Source organism: Bythopirellula superficialaquae, from assembly GCF_059632245.1.
In genome coordinates this window covers 3,429,391-3,447,127 of sequence record NZ_CP197426.1, presented here as the reverse complement: position 1 = coordinate 3,447,127, position 17,737 = coordinate 3,429,391, and the positions used below count along the sequence as shown (strand labels likewise).

The following is a 17,737-nucleotide window of genomic DNA, read 5'->3' as shown; positions in this document are numbered from 1 at the left end:
CGACGCCGATGCCACGGGAGGTGTCAAGATGACCACCAATAGTTTGCCTACCGCCGAGAACGAAACCAAGTGCGTAATCGGTTCGCTGATTTTAATGGGCATGTCCGACGATCATGCTGCGATCGCGGAAGTGCTTTCAATTCTCCGCCCGAAAGATATTGCTCAACCCCACCTCGCCAAAATCTACTGCGCCATCGATTACTTGTATCGCCAGAGATTGCCAATCGAACCGTTGGTAATTGTTGATCGACTCCGCTCAGTCGGGCAGTATGAACAAGCCGGGGGCGGCTCCACCCTCCGCGAATGCGGTGAGATAGTGGTAACATCGGCTCACGCTCGATATTACGCTTATAAGGTTAAGCAAGCCGCCAAACAGCGCGAATCGTACTGGATGCTGTTACGTGCAACGGAGGAAGTCGCAGGGGGCAAGCCTAGCGATGAGGTCATTGCTGATATACGCGCCGAGCTGGAAGATTTCCAACGGGACAACAATGTTGTCTTGGAAACCGCCGGCGATGCTTTCGACCGTTGGGCTAAAGGTATCATCAACAAGGAAAAGCCACAGCTTATCGAATGCGGTCCCAAAGGCTCTCAACTCGCCGAGTTTCCGATCGGGCAAGGGCAGGTGACGATGATCGGAGCCCCACCGGCTGCAGGGAAAACGGCGTTTGTGGGGCAGGTGATTTTCGACGCGATGCGCATTGCCGGGCAGGAGCACCTCAAGGTGTTGATCGCTAATGTAGAGATGAGCCCCGCGGCATTGCTCACACGAGAGCTGGCACGAACCACGGGTATCAGCCACAGCTATTTTCAGCACCGGGATTATTACGACTCAGACAAGCCACGAATCGAGGCGGCAATCGAGGAACTCCGCGACTTGACCCAGCGCGTGGAGTTTATGCCCCCCCCATTCACGCTCGAAAATCTGACCCGTCGTGCTCAAGAATTCGAGGCAGACATTGTGGTGCTTGATTACGCTCAAAGATTTTCGACCGAGAATAAGATTGTTGATGCTCGGGCGATGACCAACGCAACGATGGACTGTTGCCGTCGGCTTGCCGATCAAGGTTCCGCGGTCATCGTGGTCAGTGCTCTCTCTCGTCAGAAATCGAGTGGTGGTTCCACATACGACTCCAAGTCCCTCGGGTTGGCAAGCTTCCGCGAATCGTCGGAACTCGAATATGGTGCCGACTCCGCTTGGTTATTGTTACGCGAGCCCGATAACGACGCTGTCGAGTTGAAGTGCGTCAAAAATCGAGTTGGCAAACTGGAATCCCTCCAACTCATTTTCGATTCCGCACGGCAAAGTTTTCGCGACGAGCCCAAAAACCATGAATGGGAGCCCGCGGAATGAGCAATTCAAATGGCCACCCACGAACCAACGGCGCCGTCGTGTATGACCCTATCGGTCCCACGCGAAACGGTCGGCCCGGCACACCACCAGAGACCACCCAAGCCACCCGCAAGCCGTCCAAGCCCAAGGGAGCGGCTGTGGGGCGGTTCCAGGTGTACAACACGTTTGTAGATCAATCTATGCGGCTTGTCGGTCAATTGGCTCAATCTGTTTGGTTTGTGCTCTGGCGAGAGACCAAGCCCGATGGCACCGCGATGATTTCCCACAACCAGATTGCCGAACTGGTTGGGGTCAAACGGCGTGCTGTCATACGAGCCACGCAAGAGCTGGTCGAAGCTGGTTTGCTCGTTGTCATCAAGCGAGGCAGTGCTACCGGTCATACCCCATCGACTTATAGGATTCTGCCAACACCAAAGAAAGGAACCAAGTAGTGTCTCCACAGACACTAGATGCCACGTGAGAAAGTAGTGTCTCCCACGACACTAGTGGCAAATAGAAAGTGGTGTCCCTAGAGACACTAGAAGTGGTGTCTTTGGCGACCAAAAGTAGTGTCTCCAGAGACACACTCCCCATAAGGCATAAGGGGAACTGCCCTTCGGGCGTTCCCTTTTGGAGAAAAGAGAAGAGAGAAACCATGACCCCAACAACCCCCACGGAGACCACGACCATGACCACGGAAACAATCGAATTCGAGAACGACCCCGAAATGGACGAGTTGCTCAGCCGAATAGCCAAGGAGGAAGCGCAAAAACAGCACAACTCCGCGATGCGACGGCTAGGGTTGCGATTCAACCCCGCTTTGCCAAAGGTGCGTCAACTCAAGTCGCTGCCTGGACAGCAGGAGTTATTTGGATGAACACCAACCCAACCCGCCAACGCCAACTCCCGTTCGATCAAGTCTACGACCGGGCAAGGGAAACCCGTGCCGAGCGTATCGAGCGACTGCTAGGCACAAAAGCGAAGCTCAAAACGGGCGCAAGCTATTCGACTACGCGGAAGCAAGTGCTATCACGCACCGATTAAACCGCAGAGAAAACGGACGGAACTCGAAATGACCAATAACCCAATCAGAAATGAAAAGGGGCAGTTTCTGCCCGGCAATCCCGGTGGCCCCGGTAGAAATCGCCGAGAGCGCGAGGCTGCCTACCAATCCGCATTTCAAAACGCTTTGAAGCCCGCTGACTTAGCTTTAGTGGTTGCCGCGATGCTACGGGCAGCGCTATCAGGGTCGGTCGCAGCAGCGCGGCTTTTGATCGAAAACGCACTCGGCAAACCCAACGTGAAAGTCGAATGGACGCAAGAAAACGAATTTCGTGTTGCTGGCATGAATCCCGCCGAAGTTGATCGGGAAATGCTCGAATACATTCAAAGCAAGATCGCCGAGCGAGAAGCGTACGAGCGTGACGTGCAAGCCTGGCAAAATGAGGGGCAACCCATGCCATCACAACCGACCCAGGAGCCCGCGGAGCGAGTCCACGCGAGCGACATTGCGCCCGATGAACCACCGGACATAACACCCGAGCCCGTGACACCGGTCGAAGCCGACGGCAACGAAGTGGACAACCTCACAATGCGTGTTCGGTTGGCGATTCAAGCCAACATGAGCGAGCTACAAATCGCTCGAAATTTGAACATCAGCCCATGTCGAGTGGAAGAAATCATTGCGAAGCTCAAAGCCAAACCATAGCTAGTTACCATCACCTACTTTTGAAGGGGAATTGAAATGCGACAAAAAGATTTAAGAGCCGTGTTCGATTTTGTGACCGACGTGCTCGCCGAATACGTCGACGATCAAGCAAGCATCCGACCGAGCGCTTGCGACTTGTAAACAGAAGCTGAAAGTTGGTCAACGTGCTGATTACGCCCAAACCCTTGCGGACGTGGCAGCCGGTCGACTGCGCTAATCGAACACTGGGATTTTTCTATCGTTGTGAGTTTCCCCAGGAGCCCCCTTGCTCGTTGCTTGGGGGCAATTTATTTCTCTTAACCAATTGATAGGAGATTGTTATGCGAAACATAGATGAGTCTCTGAAAAAACTAGATGAGATTCTGAAAGACCCTCGTTTTGACGAATGGCGGAATGATCCTGAATGGGATTTCGATCCGGAGGATCTATCCGAACAGTCGTTTGGACTCGAAGACTTAATGCCAGATGAACTAGCGCAGCAACTGCGGCAATATATTTGGGATAGCGTTTTGGGATAGCGTTTGACGAAACACTGGAGTTGTTCCTATTAGCGTTGTGAATCTCCAGGAGCCCGCCGGCTCGTTGTCGGCGGGCAATTTATTTCTCTTGAGCTGAATGATGAGTATTTACGAGCCCGAGCAATTCGGTTGGATCAGCGTAAGCGCCTAGCCGAGCCACAACGAGGGCGAGGCAGACAGGCAGCTTGGTGAAAAGCAAGCCGCGTGCGATCCTGTTTTGCCGGTGTGGTGCACACTTACGGCCGGAAATCTTGCCTATTCGGGCAAGTCGTGGGGTGTACGTACGATTCGGGGGCGGAGCGTTCACCTGGGGGCAATCGATAGCTATACTGGGAAAATTAACCTTCCCTCCTGTAGTCCCTATTGCCTGCATGTTTGAACAAGCTTTTACGAATATTGATAATGCTCTGCGCCAAGAAGCCGGCTGCACGACGGAGTTGGACTACACCGAGCAGTCTTCTTGGCTGTTGTTTCTCAAATATCTCGATGGTTTGGAGCAGGACCGGGCCGACGAAGCGGCTCTCGAAGGGAAGAAATACACTTACATTCTCGAAAAGCCGTATCGCTGGGAGAGTTGGGCCGCGCCGAAGGACAAGGCTGGCCAGCTCGACCACAACAAGGCGATGACCGGTGACGACCTCGTGGACTTCGTCAACCGGAAGCTGTTTCCGTACCTCCACGGATTCAAGCAGAAGGCCAGCGGGCCGAATACGATCGAATACAAGATCGGCGAAATCTTCGGGGAGATCAAAAACAAGATCCAGAGCGGCTACAACCTCCGCGAGATCATCGACCATATCGACGAACTGCGGTTTCGCTCGCAAGCCGAGAAGCACGAACTCTCGCACCTCTACGAAGCCAAGATCAAGAACATGGGGAACGCTGGCCGGAATGGGGGCGAGTATTACACCCCGCGGCCACTCATTCGAGCCATGGTGCAAGTGGTGAAGCCACAGATTGGTGAACAGATTTATGATGGAGCTTGTGGATCGGCAGGCTTTTTGTGTGAAGCGTTTGATTATCTCAAGGCTCAAAAGAAGCTAACCACCAAAGACTTGAAGACGCTTCAAGACCGCACCTTTTATGGTAAGGAAAAAAAGTCGCTGGCCTATGTGATCGCGATCATGAATATGATCCTGCATGGCATCGAAGCCCCCAACATCGTCCACACGAACACGCTTACCGAGAATCTGGCCGATGTCCAAGAGAAGGATCGCTTCGATGTGGTGCTAGCCAATCCGCCCTTTGGTGGCAAGGAGCGGAAAGAAGTTCAACAAAACTTCCCCATTCGCACCGGCGAGACGGCGTTTTTATTCCTCCAGCACTTCATCAAAATGCTCAAGGCAGGTGGCCGGGGCGCTGTCGTCATCAAGAACACGTTTTTATCGAACACCGACAACGCCTCCGTGAGCTTGCGGAAACTCCTACTGGAAAGCTGCAACCTCCACACCGTGCTCGACTGCCCCGGCGGCACGTTCCAAGGCGCGGGCGTGTGACCTGCCCCCAAGAATGGAACCAATTCTTAAGTTAGTGTTGGACCTGTTCCAACGCCAGCCTGCTTCGTTCGCTGAGGCGTAGCCGAAGCGAACGAAGCAGGCTCGATCGCCTCGGGTGCGGGTGGGCGGTAGCCGAGCGAGCTGTGTGGCCGCACGGTGTTGTACACGTGTCGCCAGCGCTCGATCAGCACCTTCGCTTCCAACAGTGTGTCGAAGACTTCGCGGTTCAACAGTTCGTCACGCAGCTTGCCGTTGAAGCTTTCGATGTAACCATTCTCCCAAGGACTGCCTGGCTCGATAAAGAGCGTCTTCACGCCGACGCGAGAGAGCCACTCTCGAACCTTCGTCGCGGTGAACTCCGAACCGTTGTCACTGCGGAGGTAGGCCGGCACCCCACGACGCACAAACAGGTCGCTCAGTCGCTCCAGCACGTCCTCGCTCTTGAGGCTTCTCGCCACGTCGATCGCCAGGCACTCACGGGTGTGCTCGTCGATCAGGGTCAGCATCCGAATGGCTCGGCCATCGCTCGTCCGATCCGCCACGAAGTCGTAGCTCCAGACGTGATTCTGGTAGGCCGGCCGAAGCCTGATGCACGATCCATCAGCCAGCCACAGACGCTTCCGCTTGGGCTGTTTCTGAGGGACTTTCAGCCCCTCTTGACGCCACAGCCGCTCGACCCGCTTGTGGTTCACTCGCCATCCTTCCTCACGCAATAAGGCCGTCACCCGGCGATAGCCGTATCGCCCATACTCGGTGGCCAACTCCACAATCCGCTTCATAAGACGCGGCTCGTCGCTCGCCGCATAGCGACAGCGTCGTTGCGTACTTCGAACCTGCCCTAACACGCGACATGCCCGACGCTCGGTCACGCACTGGCGGCCCAGTGCATCACGCACATACGCCACCGCGCGTCGCCGCTTCGCCGGGCTCAGAAGTTTCCCGAGGCGGCCTCCCGCAGAATCGCTTTATCCAGCTCCGCGTCCGCCAACAGACGCTTCAGACGAGCGTTCTCTTTCTCCAAATCCTTCAGACGCTTCGCCTGGTCCATCCGCAGACCACCGTACTCCTTCTTCCAACGGTAATAGGTCTTATCGGAAATTCCTAACCGCCGGCAAACTTCAGGGACCTTCTGACCCTGAGCCAACAGGACCTCTGCCTCACGCAGCTTCGTGATGATCTGCTCCGCTGTGAACTTGTTTCCTCGTGCCATCGATGATCCTCCTTCGCTTGCGACCACCACCAAATTCTCGCTTCAGCTGTGGTCTCGGGTGAAGGGGGCAGGTCAGCTGGACAATATACATAACAGCTTTCTCAAAGCGCGGATCGCGTAGCTCGTCTTCTGGGAGGGAGAACGCCAACCATTCCAAGACGTGCCCGCTGGTTATGAGCTGTCGTTCCAGATCGGGACGCTGTTCGGATTTGTCAAGCCAGGCTGTGCTAAAGCTACCATCGGGATTTTGCAACTGGAACGCCCGCCGCTGATAGTAGTTTGTTCGTTGGACCGCTTCTTGCCACGGTCCTGAGAGTGAGCTTGTTTCTCGCATGCGCAGTTCCGTTGCGTAGTGGAAGGCAAACAGTCGATGCAATCCTCCACATGTGGCCTGTCGACCACTAATCGGCTGCTGGAGCTCTTCCTGTAACAGGCGTTCGACAGACCAACGCTCATGACTTTTGTTCTGCCAGCGTGCTTGGGTTCCTTCATAGTGACCGATGCCGATGAGCTTGAAAGTTTGTTCGTTGCCGGTGGCACAAGTCTGCTTCTCGTGTTCGACGAGGTCAGCAATAGTCAATTCTTGTTCGGCCACCTGCAACAAATAATTTGCGGGAACTCGCGACTGCGCTAGCATGGCTAGGAATTGGGCGTCGTGACCTTGGACTCCCGGACCGATAGGTAGAAAGAGGCCATCTTCGCTGCAGGCAATCAACTGCTTGCCTCGTAAAGGATAATTGGAACAGAGCCAACCGATGGCGGTAACCTGCTTGCCGGCAGGGTGGCCGACGCGGATCTTGGCATCGACACCGTAAGCGATGGACCAGTGGAGCACGGACCATGGGGGATCATCTCGTGTGTTAAGGGGACGCAGGTAGTATTCGTCGAGAACCTGCCGAACTTTTTTCAACAGAGCATCATTGGATTGCCCTCGAACTGGTCGAGCTATCAGATTTGATGAGTCCGCGTATTGCTCGGCACCAATTGAAAGCGTGACCGCGGCTGGAATGAAAATCAGTAATACCGCAGGCAGTAGTCTGGTAAAAGTGTAAAACATAATAGGCTTCCTGATGAGAGATGCCGCCTATCCCTCCATCTAAAGTTTGCAGGAGCGTTTTTTGTAAGCGATGCGGGTGGGCGTTCGCGCCGATTTCACTTCACGGTTGCTCTAAGAATTTCATCGACCTTCCATGACCAGCGAGTTCACGGGAAGCGCCGTGGGAACGTGCAACGGGTAGGAATATGAAGAAGGGAGTCTCATTGAAATGAGGCTTTTTAGATTTAGCGCAGAAAATTGTTTGATAAATAAGCCGTTAAGCGACTTCTGTTATGAACCAGGGAAGGGGCATGTACATTCAGCCGCTGGGCATAAGATCAATGTATTGCTCAAGATATACTGGATTTGCAATTTCAGAAAAGCAAAGTAGCCACCAAAGCTCTATTTTCTTAATCGCGAGATGATTCCACCAGAAGCAGAATCAATTCCTTTGAGCGCCGAGAGTAGGGCTTCACGATTCGGGGCAGCGTCTAGCGCTACGACGCGCGATATTTTTTCTGACAGCACCAACTCACACAAGGAATGGGTGTATTCTCGCATACCTTCCGCTCGGCATTGATGCAAAAGTGCTGGTAGGTCCTCGTCCTCTTCGTGTAAAATCTTCTCTTTGACAATTGAATTCACCAGCAATACCTCCGTCGCTGGATAGCGACGCCCCTCTTCCAAGGCTGGCAACAACCTCTGGCACATGATGGCCTTGAGGCTACTTGAGAGCGACGAGCGGATAAAGCTGTGTTCACTTCTATCAAAGAATTCAAGAATCCGGGAAAAACTCAACTGAGCATCTGCACAATGCAACGATCCCATCACCAAGTGCCCTGTTTCTGCTGCTTGAATTGCCGCCAGCATGGTTTCTCGATCTCGCATCTCGCCAATTAGTATCGCGTCTGGGTCCTGCCGTACGACAACGCGCATCGCGTCCTGAAAGTTTGGTACGTCAAGTCCTACTTCACGTTGCGAGATGATGCACTTTTTCCCATGATAAGTGAACTCGATAGGGTCTTCGATCGTGATTATATGCATGCTGCGGGTTTGGTTGATGTGTTCGAGCATTGCGGCCAAGGTAGAACTTTTGCCGCTACCCGTCACACCGCACACCAAGACTAATCCCTCAAAAGTCTCAGTGATCATTTTGCGGTAAACATCAGGAAGGTTCAAATCATTAAAGTTCGAAATCTTAGCCTGCACGCGCCGAATCGCAGCATGAATTTCACCTCGCGAACGAAAGAGATTGATCCGAAAGCGGTCTCCAGTACTGTGAGCGGTTGAGAAATCGACCGAGCCCTTCTTCTCGAAGTCCCGCCAACGATCGTTCGGGACCATCGGTTTAAACATGCCATCGATGTAGGTCGCATCCGGAAGATCCGGTAGCTGCAACTTGCGGAGGTGCCCTCCGATCCTCACATAAGGAGGATATCCGACTTTCAAATGCAAATCAGAAGCTTCATGCTCACTGACGAAGGTCAGGAGTTTTTGAATTTCTTCTTCAGGTGGTGATAGTTCCATGAGACTAATTTCTCAACGAGAGCCCTCTGTCGGCAGTATCTTTATAATGGCTTAATGAAATTATTCGCTCTTAGCGAGCAGCATATTGAAATCGCCCACTCGTCCAAACCGGCTCAGCCGAATCAACCGCTGTTGATACTTCACAAGGCGGAATTTTCCGGCTGCGTCTGCTTCGTGGCGGCAACAGGCTCCGACTCTTTAGCGTCGTACTCATCCATCAAAATGGAGGGACACACTTCCTGTTCGCCACACTGATGGCACACCACGCGGATCAATTCTGACCCGCTGAGCTTCAGATCCTGCTCCTGGCAAAGTTTGTAAAGCTTTTGTAAGTGAATACATGCCATGCTCGCTTCCCTAGGTCAGTTGTCCAACTGCAATAAAATAATAAATACATCTAGTCCGTCGTGCTGACTGCCAGTCGCATCAGCAAGCGAACGGCCTGCGCGGTGCCACAACTGTGAGGGCTGTCACGCGGGTTTCGCTTCAACGTCTTAAGGATACTTACGACATAGGCTGTGCACGTAACAAGGCTTTTATTCTTTCCAAAATTAGATCAGCAATTCTTTTGCCGACTCCTGGAAGTTAGTAGTCGAACCCCACCGTACGGACCGCCCGAAGCGGTTTCGCCGAAATGCGACCACACATGGAACAGCCACAGTGCTGTACATTCTCAAAGTTTTATCTTCGCGCGTTTAAATGGCCGACTTGCCTCGAATTTCGTCGACTTCTTCGATTGCTTCGACCGCAAGCTGGAGCAAATATTCAAGGGTGCAAGGGCATTGCGGCGTCGGACGATTAATGCAGTGAGCACAAACGTCTTCATGAAATCGATCGATGTACGGTTCCATCCAATTGGAATGCTCCTTGTGCACGGCTTCGACAAGTTCGCGAAGGTTTACCTCGACTCCACAGCGTTTCCCCAGCGGCAGGCACGGCGGCCCGTTGGGCGGCCGCTCAATGCAATGCGAACAAACGCGCTCACGGATTGTAACCATGTAGTCTTCTAAGACCGTTCCCTCGTACATGCTGCACCTTACTTTCCTTTACCCACTCATTTCCTAGATGGGTAAACTTGCAAGACGCATACCAAGTGTTGAATTGGAGGAGCAAACCACGGCAAGCACCTGGAACGGCTCGATTTTCAACATCATATGCCCGTGCAACACTGCAGCTCATCGTGCAAGGCGTGCGAAAACGCTCATAATTTTCTCCATGTGGGGGTGTTGGATCAGAATCACGTGCGTCGACCCCTGACTAGCTTGAATAAAAGGCAAACTATGGACGGTTGCTTTGATGAGGATCAGAGCAGCTGTCAAATTCTTCGATAGACAGACATAGAGCAATGAGAGGTCAGGACTGTGTTATACGACGAATTTGCGAATTCCGACCCGAGTCGTCGAACAGAAATTTGCTTGATAGATAAGCGGTTATGGGCCTTCTGTTATCAGCCAGGGAAGGGGGTATATTGTTGGACTTAATCGCTGTGACCGGATAACCTGTTTCGTTTGTCGTTAGGAGATATCCGGTGTACGCATGCAAAGTGGCAAATATAGACCGCGGTTTGCGGGGGGAATTTTTATCGGCACGCACTTTTTCAGCGAAGTCGGGGTTTCAGTCCGCTTTCCTTATCGGCGTCGCATGCACGTGGAGACGCTTGAAGATCGATGGATGCTCGCGATCACGGTCGATAAAAAACGGGCACCGCTGCGGGGTTGGTCCCGCAGCGGCACCCATCCATGTCCTCGTCAGGCTCGCTTAGCGGTGCGTGCGATGCCCGGCAAGCGTGGCAGTCACGAGCAAGACCAGCATGACGGCGCTGGTGGGCTCTGGTACTACGCTGATTGTAGCGCTAAAGATGATTCCTGCCACGGAAAAACCAACATCGCGTTGGTAGAGGTAGAAGTGGTTGAGTCCCGGCGACACATACGCAGTGATATCCACGACGTGGCTGGATGGAGCTAGAAAATTGAAAGTGCCGATGTCGAAGGCTATGGAAGTTAGGCTGCTGGGGACCGAGGTGCCGTTCACATAGAGCCCCTCGAAGTTTGGGCCGCCACCATATGCGTCTCCTAAAGAATCGTCGACGCCTCCTTCGATGCTGAGCAGCACCTGGGAGAAGGAAGAGGATTGGATAGTGAAGGGCACGGCATAGAGCGCGGAGCCGGAAGTCCCTTGGCCAAACGAGTTCCCAAAGTTAATCCATCGAGCCAGTGAATCGCTGAGCGGCGCCACGGCTCCACCCATCCAGGCACCACTGGGCGAGATGACGACAGCGCTCGAGCCACCAGCTGTGGCGGCAAAGTCGCTGGCCGTGAAAGCCGTACCGAGCACCGGGAGACCACCCGGGTTGCCCCACGGGTTATAGGTCACGGTGTCGTCTGGAGAGCCGGAAGTTCCCGGGATACCCCCCGACTGACCACTGCGGACTGTGATCAACTCGACAGCAGGGCTTACTCCCGGCATCAACAAGGCGATGCCGAGGGCCCAAACTAGATATGTCTTCACGAGCGTACTCCTCAAATGGTGTGAGTCGGTCCAAAGACGTAGTTTGAGAGTCGCGAGGACCGACAGCGCGGCTCGACTAAAAAAAGCTGACAAGTATTCGAAGGATACAGACGAGATTAAGCTGTTAAGCTGTGCATGGAAGTGATGCAAGCCAAACGCTCGTGAATCTTAGCAACACCTTCGCGGCAGTGTCTAGCTGCTATCCGAGATTTCCCACATGAGTTGAGCATGGAACCGCTCCAAACTTGAAATGTTTACCCCTACTTTGTCTTCCCCACGTCAAGTACGAGCCGATTTATTGAAGTTTCTCATGGCCACGCCCAGTTTGGGGGGCCCCGGGAAGAGGGAACGTGGCCCCACGATTAACCTCACCTGGAACCTGCATGAAAAGCAATGTTTTTTTCAGTGTTACCTTCTTAAAGTGCCTCAAGGGATCAAGTCTTCCTTTTTTCGCGCGAACACTGACCAATTGCAGTTGTCAGAATAGTAAAAAGCCTCCGAGACGCAGGTCCCGCTATGACCTTTCCCTCAAACTTTGTCGAGCAATCAATAGGCCACAGATTTTTAGAAATATTTTTCTCAAGCAATCACGAGTCGCATCGACTTAGCGACTTGCGAACTCGTTCAGCGAGCCATTGAACTCGCCTTCTCTCAACTATTTGCAGATTGACAGCACCGTCGAACAGTGCCATTGCAGGCCGATACTTCGGCACTGATAGCAGATTGCTCCCACCAAGTTCGGCTTGCAGCAAAGCGGGCCACCGGATACAAGTCGCGGCCGTTTCTTGGCGGCACAGATACCGATCATTGTACCTAATTGGAGTTTCCACATGGCGAGATCCAAAAAGAAGACTGCTGCGCAACATCTCGTGGGCGTTGGCGCGATGGCTTTTCCCGCGCCAATCCGAGATGTCGTGGCCAGCCGTTGGGGTGCTCGTGTCACCTTGCTCCTGGTATGCGCTCTGGCTGCTTCTGGCGTCCTTACTTTGGATTGGTCGGGAGGTGTGCCACATTTGCAAGTCAACAAAGAACGCGCGATTGAAGTCCAGCACAACTTGGAGCACAGCGTAGAACAAAGGCTGCACATAGCCGATGGTGAAAGCACTGCCAAGGAATGGCTGACTGACCGTTGGAACACTCGCAACGAACAGCAGTAGCTAGTTTCTTCTTACTTGCGTTTGCAGGGAGCCGCGCCTTGGGGGCTGTACGAAAAGCTCGCCACGCCTGGCGAACTTTCGCAATTAATGCTGCGATGGAACGATGACGACGCATGGCCAAGACCATTAAAAGTAACCGACGGCCACCGACTGCGAAAAAATCGGGTGTATCGAAGTATTTGTGGCTCATGTTAGCCACAATCTTTGGTGTCACGGGCTCGGGCATCGTTAAGGTCGAGTGGTCGGAAGGCAAGCCCCATATATCGGTCGACCAACAGCAGGCAGCCAAGATCAGTCACGACCTGCAGGTGTTGGTCGTCTCCGCGGCGGACAAGCTGTTCGGCAAGCGGGTTGCGGATCCCCAAGCGTACCGGGGCGATGTCAACGTGGCCCAGCAACCTGGCGGCGTTGCCTACACCCCTACCAATGTTTACCTGCCACCGACGGCGCCCCGCGGCCCGGAATCGATCAAGATCGCCTCGTTTAATATCCAAGTCTTTGGCACGTCGAAGCTTGGCAATCCCAAGGCGATGCAGGTGCTGACCAACATCATTCGGCAGTTCGACATCGTAGCCATCCAGGAAGTTCGTTCGACCGATGATAGTGTTGTGCCGACGTTCGTGAACATGATCAACGCCGGAGTGGGTCAATACAGTTATGTGATCGGTCCCCGACTGGGGAGGACGAATAGTAAGGAACAGTACGCGATTATCTTCGACTCTTCGCGTATCGAGCTGGGAATGAATTCTGTTTACACGACCCCGGATCCTCAAGACTTGTTGCACAGAGAACCGCTGGCAGCGCGGTTTCGGGTGCGCGGAGTACCTCCGGAGAGGGCCTTCACTTTTACATTGGTCGACATTCACACCGATCCAGACGAGACAAAAACGGAATTGAATGCCCTGGCGCATACCTTCGTGGGTGTGCAGCAGAATGGGAGCGGCGAGGACGACGTCATTCTTCTGGGTGACCTGAATGTGGATGAATACCACCTCGGCAATCTAGGGCAGCTTCCCAATATCGCACACGCCATCACGCAAGTGACAACGAACACGCGACGTAACAAGATGTACGACAACATCGTCTTTAATCAGATGGCCACGTCCGAATATTATGGACGCTTCGGCGTTGTAGATTTGATGAATAGCTTCGGACTTAGTGAGGCGGAAGCTCTGGAAGTCTCGGATCATTGCCCCGTCTGGGCGGAGTTCAGTGCCTACGAATCGGGAAATGGCATGGCTATTGCCACAAGGCCAGAAAATCCTCGCTAATTAGAGTGCGTTCAACATCCGGCCTGAACAGCCAGCCACAGAAGTGTTTAAGATCGGTGCTAATCCTTGATCTGTTCGATGGCGTCCCGTGCAAGTCTAGCCAGTCGAGGATCCGTACTCTTAGTGGCGTCTTGTAGCGAGTCGAGTGATGACTTGGCTGCCGGTCCAATCTCGCCCAAGGCCGAAGCCGCCCGTTGCCTGACTGCCAACTCGTCATGAGTGGATACGGCCTTGGTCAGTTCGGACACGGCAGGCGCCGCCTCAGGCCCTAATCGACCCAATAAAGTCGCGGCCCAGTACGCCACATCCAGCGATTTTTTTTGGAGCAACGCGGCTAATTGCGCGATGTCCTTTTCCAGAGGCGGTCCGATCCCTTCCAATGCCGCGACAACCCATTCGCGTACCTCTTCCTTGTCGGAGTCAGAAGCCTCGACAAGCGCCACGGCGGCAGCCTGTGCACCTGTTTCCATGTGAGCCAGTTGTTCTGCTGCGGATTGTTGTGCCGCAGAATCGTCGGACCGAAGGGACGCGATGAGTCTTGAAACATCTGCGCTCATGAAAAATTCCATGAATGAGGGGAGTACCAATCCGTACAAGCTGAGAGCTTGGGATTCTAACCCATCGATAAGCGAGCGAGCCATCCCAATCATGGCGTTAAGATCGGCCACAAAGAAACTGCCCATCCTCTAACTGTCAGGCACCGCCCCGCCACGCCTGCCAAAGGCTGGCCACAAACGATACTAAGCTGATGATCGCCGCGACGAGCAAAACTGTATACATGAGCTCGTACTTCCGATGAAGTGCTCCTAGCGCTTCCATCAAGCGCGAGATGTCGTGTCCCTCGGTTTGCACAATGCCGCCAAACCCAAACGCTGCCTGTCGCGTCCACAGTCCAACCATCAATACAAGTAAACCTGCTAGGGCAAACGCGATCGAGGAAACCGTGAGCGGCGACGACCAAAAACTACCCGAAATCGCCTCTTTCAACTTGCCTACTTGGGCCTCTGGTAAGCCAGCCTGTTGCGCCGCCGCGACGATGCGATCTGGATTGCGGCTCACGAACAATGTGGTCACCCCGTTGATCATCTGCAGGAGTCCAAAGAAGAGCATCACGAATCCCACGAGGCCCATCTTTCGGGCCAAGCTGCCAATCAATTGATTTTGCGACTCGTTGAATTCAAATTCGCCAGTTGAAACAGCAGAGGAAGTAGCCATTATAATTATCCTTGGAAGTGGAGGAGCAGGTGTAGTTTGAGCCGCCGATCGCCTATCGCAATAAATGACCTGCCCCTTCACCAGAGCCCACCTTTGGAGCGAGTATCCCGAGGTTGGGCGACATTGTAAGGAGTGCATACGATGCCACGCGGACAGAAGTTTACAGCGTAACAGATCATTGCGAAGCTGCGAAGCAGATTGGAGTGACCGAGCAGACTTATTACCGCTGGAAGCAGGAGTAGGGTGGACTGCGGATGGACCAGGCGAAGCGTCTGAAAGACTTGGAGCAGGAGGACGCTAGGCTCAAACAGCCCTTGGGCCACAGTGTCGCCTGAGACGGCGCATCATCTGGACGATTCGACCCCGCCATGAGGCGGGGTTTACGGCTTCGAGGCGGTAGCTCGACTCGAGATCGGTCCCAAGCTCGCGCTTGAAACGTTCGCTCCCCGGCCCGAGTTCCAGCCGCCAGTCGCCACGCTCGATGCACGACTGGATGACATGCGACGTTAGCACGGACCCCGACCCGGACGGAGCCTGAGGGTCAAACCCCATACGCATACCGACGACATCCCCACGGGAACGGTAGGAGTAAAAGTAGGCCACGGGTCGTCCCGATAAAAACAGTAAATCGATCTGAGCCATGCCGAGGCGCGAGGCGCCGAGATGGGCCTCACGAAAGAATGCCTGAGCGAATGTTGTGCAGAGAGTGTGTCCGATCCCCGAAGTGGCCTGCCAGCTGCGGCTGGCGATTTCGACGCAGGCGTCATAAGCCTCGAGGCAGGGGTCGTCCATCGTGGGAATTAGGCTACGGTGTTCCACGACCCCCAACCTGGCAAGCTGACGCCTCTTTCGGAGCAACTCGTGTCGCACCTTTTTAGAGCGCGAGTCGAGATAGTCCGGCCAGTCTCGAAACTTGTCGCAACGGACCACCGACGCCCGCTCGTACGGCGTCACCTCAGCGTCGATACCAACTCCCCGCAGGACCCCCATGGCCTCGTGGCCGACGCCCAGTGGCCAGCGCATGGAGATCGAGTCCCAGGTGCGGGGGCCCGCTGCAATATGCGTTAAGCTCTTTACGAAAATGTCGGTCGGCGTGTCACCGAGAGGCGTCCATCCGCTCGCCCAGCCTTCCAGGGGGTCACTAAGCACTCTGAGCGTCCCGAGACGGGTAAGGTCGGTTAGCTCGCTAAAGGGGACAATCGCGACCGGGCTCTCTCCATCAGTAAACACCAGCACTCGGGGCCGGCGACCGTCGCGTGGGAACGCCGGCCACATGATTTGCAGCCAGTCGGGGGTATCGAAAAAAGCCGCCCTGGATGTTCGGGCATGCAGATCGGTCCAAATGTCGCGAAGCGGACCTATGGCCTCAATGTCGTTGATCTCGAGGACGCCGCCCATACCCTTAGATTAAGCTTGGCGCAGATGCCAATGTCAAGCTTCTACTCTACCGCATCGGCCAGTTGCTTCAGCTTACATGACTCGAGCATCCGCAGGGTGCGGCAGGGTGCGAATGAACTCGCGTGTGCCAAGGCCGTTGGGCTCGATCTCCAGCCGTCGCCGGAGGGTACCAAAGCACTCGGGCAGGTCCCAGTCTTCCGGGGTCTCGCATGATTGAATCCTCCCGGCTTCTTCTCCAAGAAGGCCAAGTAGGGCAACAGATCGAACACGTGTCGCTCTCGCCCCTAGTGGCGTGGGTGCTGGGCATCGAATGGCTGGCTGGGAAGCTCTCGCATCGCGGCGTGTTCTTCCAGGAGCAACTCTTGTTTCGTGGCCGACTTGCCATACAGGGTGCGGTTGAAATCAGCCCGACAACGTCGCTCGAGTTCGGCGTTGATCGGTAAAAAGGGATCGAACCTCCGCTTCTTGCGAGGCTGGCGCATCCGGTAGCCGGGGGGCTCAGCATGCGTGAGCATCTTCTCGAGCGTCGGCCAGCTGAGCTCATACTCGCGGCAGGCGGCGCGCTTCGATAATTCGCCGGTCAGCACCCGGCGACGGACTTCGGTCCACTGTTGCATCTCAGCGTACACTCCAGTGTCTCCGTATGAATCTGGAAAAGAGAGCGGCTATCGCCGGGTAACGGCATTATTGCGTGGGGAAGGATGGCTTGTGAACCACAAGCGGGTCGAGCGGTTGTGGCGTCAGGAAGGCTTAAAAGTCCCCCAGAAGCAGCCCAAACGGAAGCGGCTGTGACTGGCAGATGGTTCATGTGTCAGGCTGCGGCCAGCGTATCCAGATTATGTCTGGAGCTACGGCTTCGTGGCGGACCGTACGAGCGATGGCCGAGCCATGCGGATGCTGACCCTGATCGACGAGCACACGCGTGAATGCCTGACCATCGACGTGGCGAGTAGCCTCAAGAGCGACGATGCGCTGGAGCGACTGAGCGACCTGTTTGTCCGTCGGGGCGTGCCGAGAGATGCCTGTGGGTACGCCTAGAGTATCTGAGCTACCTGGAGACGGAAGTAGGGTTTCCTCTTGCGATTGCCGACGATGGTACAAATTAACCGCCATTAATTATTCTGCATCATATCACAACGCGCTGCGTGAGAATGTGTTCGTCACGGACTTCATGTGTCGAATTCTGCTCAAAATGTGTGTAAATAGAGTTGCGATCACGATTTGCAAAGTTTGATAGATCAGACTGGCCGGCAACAAAGTAGAAACTCGTATAGCCACTGTTTTGCGGTGAAGGGTTGCAAGCATTGGCTACTGTTCAGGGAGCCACGAATGGCTGCGTATATTGACTAACTTGCTATAG

The 17,737-nt window shown here is 54.4% G+C and carries 19 protein-coding genes and 2 pseudogenes; 11 read left to right on the top strand and 10 right to left on the bottom strand.

What is annotated here, in order from left to right:
* Positions 1-28 precede the first annotated feature (28 nt).
* The 7 genes from SH678x_RS14050 to SH678x_RS14020 all read left to right on the top strand — a co-directional run bounded on the left by SH678x_RS14050 (position 29) and on the right by SH678x_RS14020 (position 5,055).
* Positions 29-1,354 (top strand): DnaB-like helicase C-terminal domain-containing protein, encoded by a 1,326-nt coding sequence (locus tag SH678x_RS14050; RefSeq protein ID WP_496919088.1) that lies wholly within the window; start codon positions 29-31, stop codon positions 1,352-1,354.
* Positions 1,351-1,785, top strand: a complete 435-nt coding sequence (locus SH678x_RS14045) for a hypothetical protein (RefSeq protein ID WP_496919087.1) — start codon at positions 1,351-1,353, stop codon at positions 1,783-1,785. Before SH678x_RS14050 ends, SH678x_RS14045 begins: the two co-directional genes overlap by 4 nt.
* A 203-nt stretch (positions 1,786-1,988) precedes the next feature.
* On the top strand, positions 1,989-2,210 hold the full coding sequence (locus SH678x_RS14040) for a hypothetical protein (RefSeq protein WP_496919086.1): 222 nt from the start codon (positions 1,989-1,991) through the stop codon (positions 2,208-2,210).
* On the top strand, positions 2,207-2,377 hold the full coding sequence (locus tag SH678x_RS14035; RefSeq protein WP_496919085.1) for a hypothetical protein: 171 nt from the start codon (positions 2,207-2,209) through the stop codon (positions 2,375-2,377). Before SH678x_RS14040 ends, SH678x_RS14035 begins: the two co-directional genes overlap by 4 nt.
* Before the next feature lie 28 nt (positions 2,378-2,405).
* Positions 2,406-3,041 (top strand): hypothetical protein, encoded by a 636-nt coding sequence (locus tag SH678x_RS14030; protein WP_496919084.1) that lies wholly within the window; start codon positions 2,406-2,408, stop codon positions 3,039-3,041.
* A gap of 320 nt (positions 3,042-3,361) precedes the next feature.
* On the top strand, positions 3,362-3,559 hold the full coding sequence (locus SH678x_RS14025; RefSeq protein ID WP_496919083.1) for a hypothetical protein: 198 nt from the start codon (positions 3,362-3,364) through the stop codon (positions 3,557-3,559).
* 371 nt (positions 3,560-3,930) lie between these two features.
* Positions 3,931-5,055 carry a class I SAM-dependent DNA methyltransferase gene (locus SH678x_RS14020; protein ID WP_496919082.1) on the top strand — a complete coding sequence of 375 codons (1,125 nt, stop codon included), beginning with the start codon at positions 3,931-3,933 and terminating at the stop codon, positions 5,053-5,055.
* A 26-nt stretch (positions 5,056-5,081) separates the two neighbouring features.
* On the opposite strand, the gene SH678x_RS14015 is transcribed toward SH678x_RS14020, so the two are convergent.
* The 6 genes from SH678x_RS14015 to SH678x_RS13990 form a co-directional block, all read right to left on the bottom strand.
* Positions 5,082-6,265, bottom strand: a protein-coding gene (locus SH678x_RS14015) for an IS3 family transposase (protein WP_496919081.1) whose coding sequence is annotated in 2 segments (ribosomal slippage) — positions 5,082-5,998 and positions 5,998-6,265 — 1,185 coding nt in all. Because the reading frame shifts where the segments join, the coding sequence is not laid out codon by codon here.
* Positions 6,213-7,322 (bottom strand): hypothetical protein, encoded by a 1,110-nt coding sequence (locus tag SH678x_RS14010; RefSeq protein ID WP_496919080.1) that lies wholly within the window; start codon positions 7,320-7,322, stop codon positions 6,213-6,215. Before SH678x_RS14010 ends, SH678x_RS14015 begins: the two co-directional genes overlap by 53 nt.
* A 381-nt stretch (positions 7,323-7,703) precedes the next feature.
* Positions 7,704-8,828: a type IV pilus twitching motility protein PilT gene (locus SH678x_RS14005; protein WP_496919079.1), complete on the bottom strand. Its 1,125-nt coding sequence runs from the start codon at positions 8,826-8,828 to the stop codon at positions 7,704-7,706.
* 140 nt (positions 8,829-8,968) lie between these two features.
* On the bottom strand, positions 8,969-9,175 hold the full coding sequence (locus SH678x_RS14000; RefSeq protein WP_496919078.1) for a hypothetical protein: 207 nt from the start codon (positions 9,173-9,175) through the stop codon (positions 8,969-8,971).
* Between the two features lie 348 nt (positions 9,176-9,523).
* A complete protein-coding gene (locus tag SH678x_RS13995) occupies positions 9,524-9,826 on the bottom strand; it encodes a hypothetical protein (RefSeq protein ID WP_496919077.1) in 303 nt (100 codons plus the stop codon).
* A gap of 760 nt (positions 9,827-10,586) precedes the next feature.
* Positions 10,587-11,336 (bottom strand): hypothetical protein, encoded by a 750-nt coding sequence (locus tag SH678x_RS13990; RefSeq protein ID WP_496919076.1) that lies wholly within the window; start codon positions 11,334-11,336, stop codon positions 10,587-10,589.
* Between the two features lie 830 nt (positions 11,337-12,166).
* Between SH678x_RS13990 and SH678x_RS13985 the strand changes: the two genes are divergently transcribed.
* Positions 12,167-12,493, top strand: coding sequence for a hypothetical protein (locus SH678x_RS13985; protein WP_496919075.1), 327 nt, complete (start codon positions 12,167-12,169; stop codon positions 12,491-12,493).
* Positions 12,494-12,606: 113 nt separating this feature from the next.
* A complete protein-coding gene (locus SH678x_RS13980; RefSeq protein ID WP_496919074.1) occupies positions 12,607-13,764 on the top strand; it encodes an endonuclease/exonuclease/phosphatase family protein in 1,158 nt (385 codons plus the stop codon).
* Between the two features lie 59 nt (positions 13,765-13,823).
* Here the strand turns inward: SH678x_RS13980 and SH678x_RS13975 are convergent, their stop codons facing one another.
* Positions 13,824-14,447 carry a HEAT repeat domain-containing protein gene (locus SH678x_RS13975; protein WP_496919073.1) on the bottom strand — a complete coding sequence of 208 codons (624 nt, stop codon included), beginning with the start codon at positions 14,445-14,447 and terminating at the stop codon, positions 13,824-13,826.
* Positions 14,448-14,457: 10 nt separating this feature from the next.
* Positions 14,458-14,979, bottom strand: a complete 522-nt coding sequence (locus SH678x_RS13970) for a hypothetical protein (protein ID WP_496919072.1) — start codon at positions 14,977-14,979, stop codon at positions 14,458-14,460.
* A gap of 191 nt (positions 14,980-15,170) precedes the next feature.
* Between SH678x_RS13970 and SH678x_RS13965 the strand changes: the two are divergent.
* Positions 15,171-15,290: pseudogene (locus SH678x_RS13965) on the top strand (transposase); the annotation flags it as partial.
* On the opposite strand, the gene SH678x_RS13960 reads toward SH678x_RS13965, so the two are convergent.
* Together SH678x_RS13960 and SH678x_RS13955 are read right to left on the bottom strand one after the other, a co-directional pair.
* A complete protein-coding gene (locus SH678x_RS13960) occupies positions 15,283-15,969 on the bottom strand; it encodes a GNAT family N-acetyltransferase (protein ID WP_496923069.1) in 687 nt (228 codons plus the stop codon). The pseudogene SH678x_RS13965 and the gene SH678x_RS13960 overlap by 8 nt on opposite strands.
* 692 nt (positions 15,970-16,661) lie before the next feature.
* A complete protein-coding gene (locus SH678x_RS13955; protein WP_496919071.1) occupies positions 16,662-17,006 on the bottom strand; it encodes a hypothetical protein in 345 nt (114 codons plus the stop codon).
* Between the two features lie 34 nt (positions 17,007-17,040).
* On the opposite strand from SH678x_RS13955, the pseudogene SH678x_RS13950 reads away from it, so the two are divergent.
* Positions 17,041-17,391 (top strand): annotated as a pseudogene (locus SH678x_RS13950) (IS3 family transposase); the annotation flags it as partial.
* Positions 17,392-17,737 lie beyond the last annotated feature (346 nt).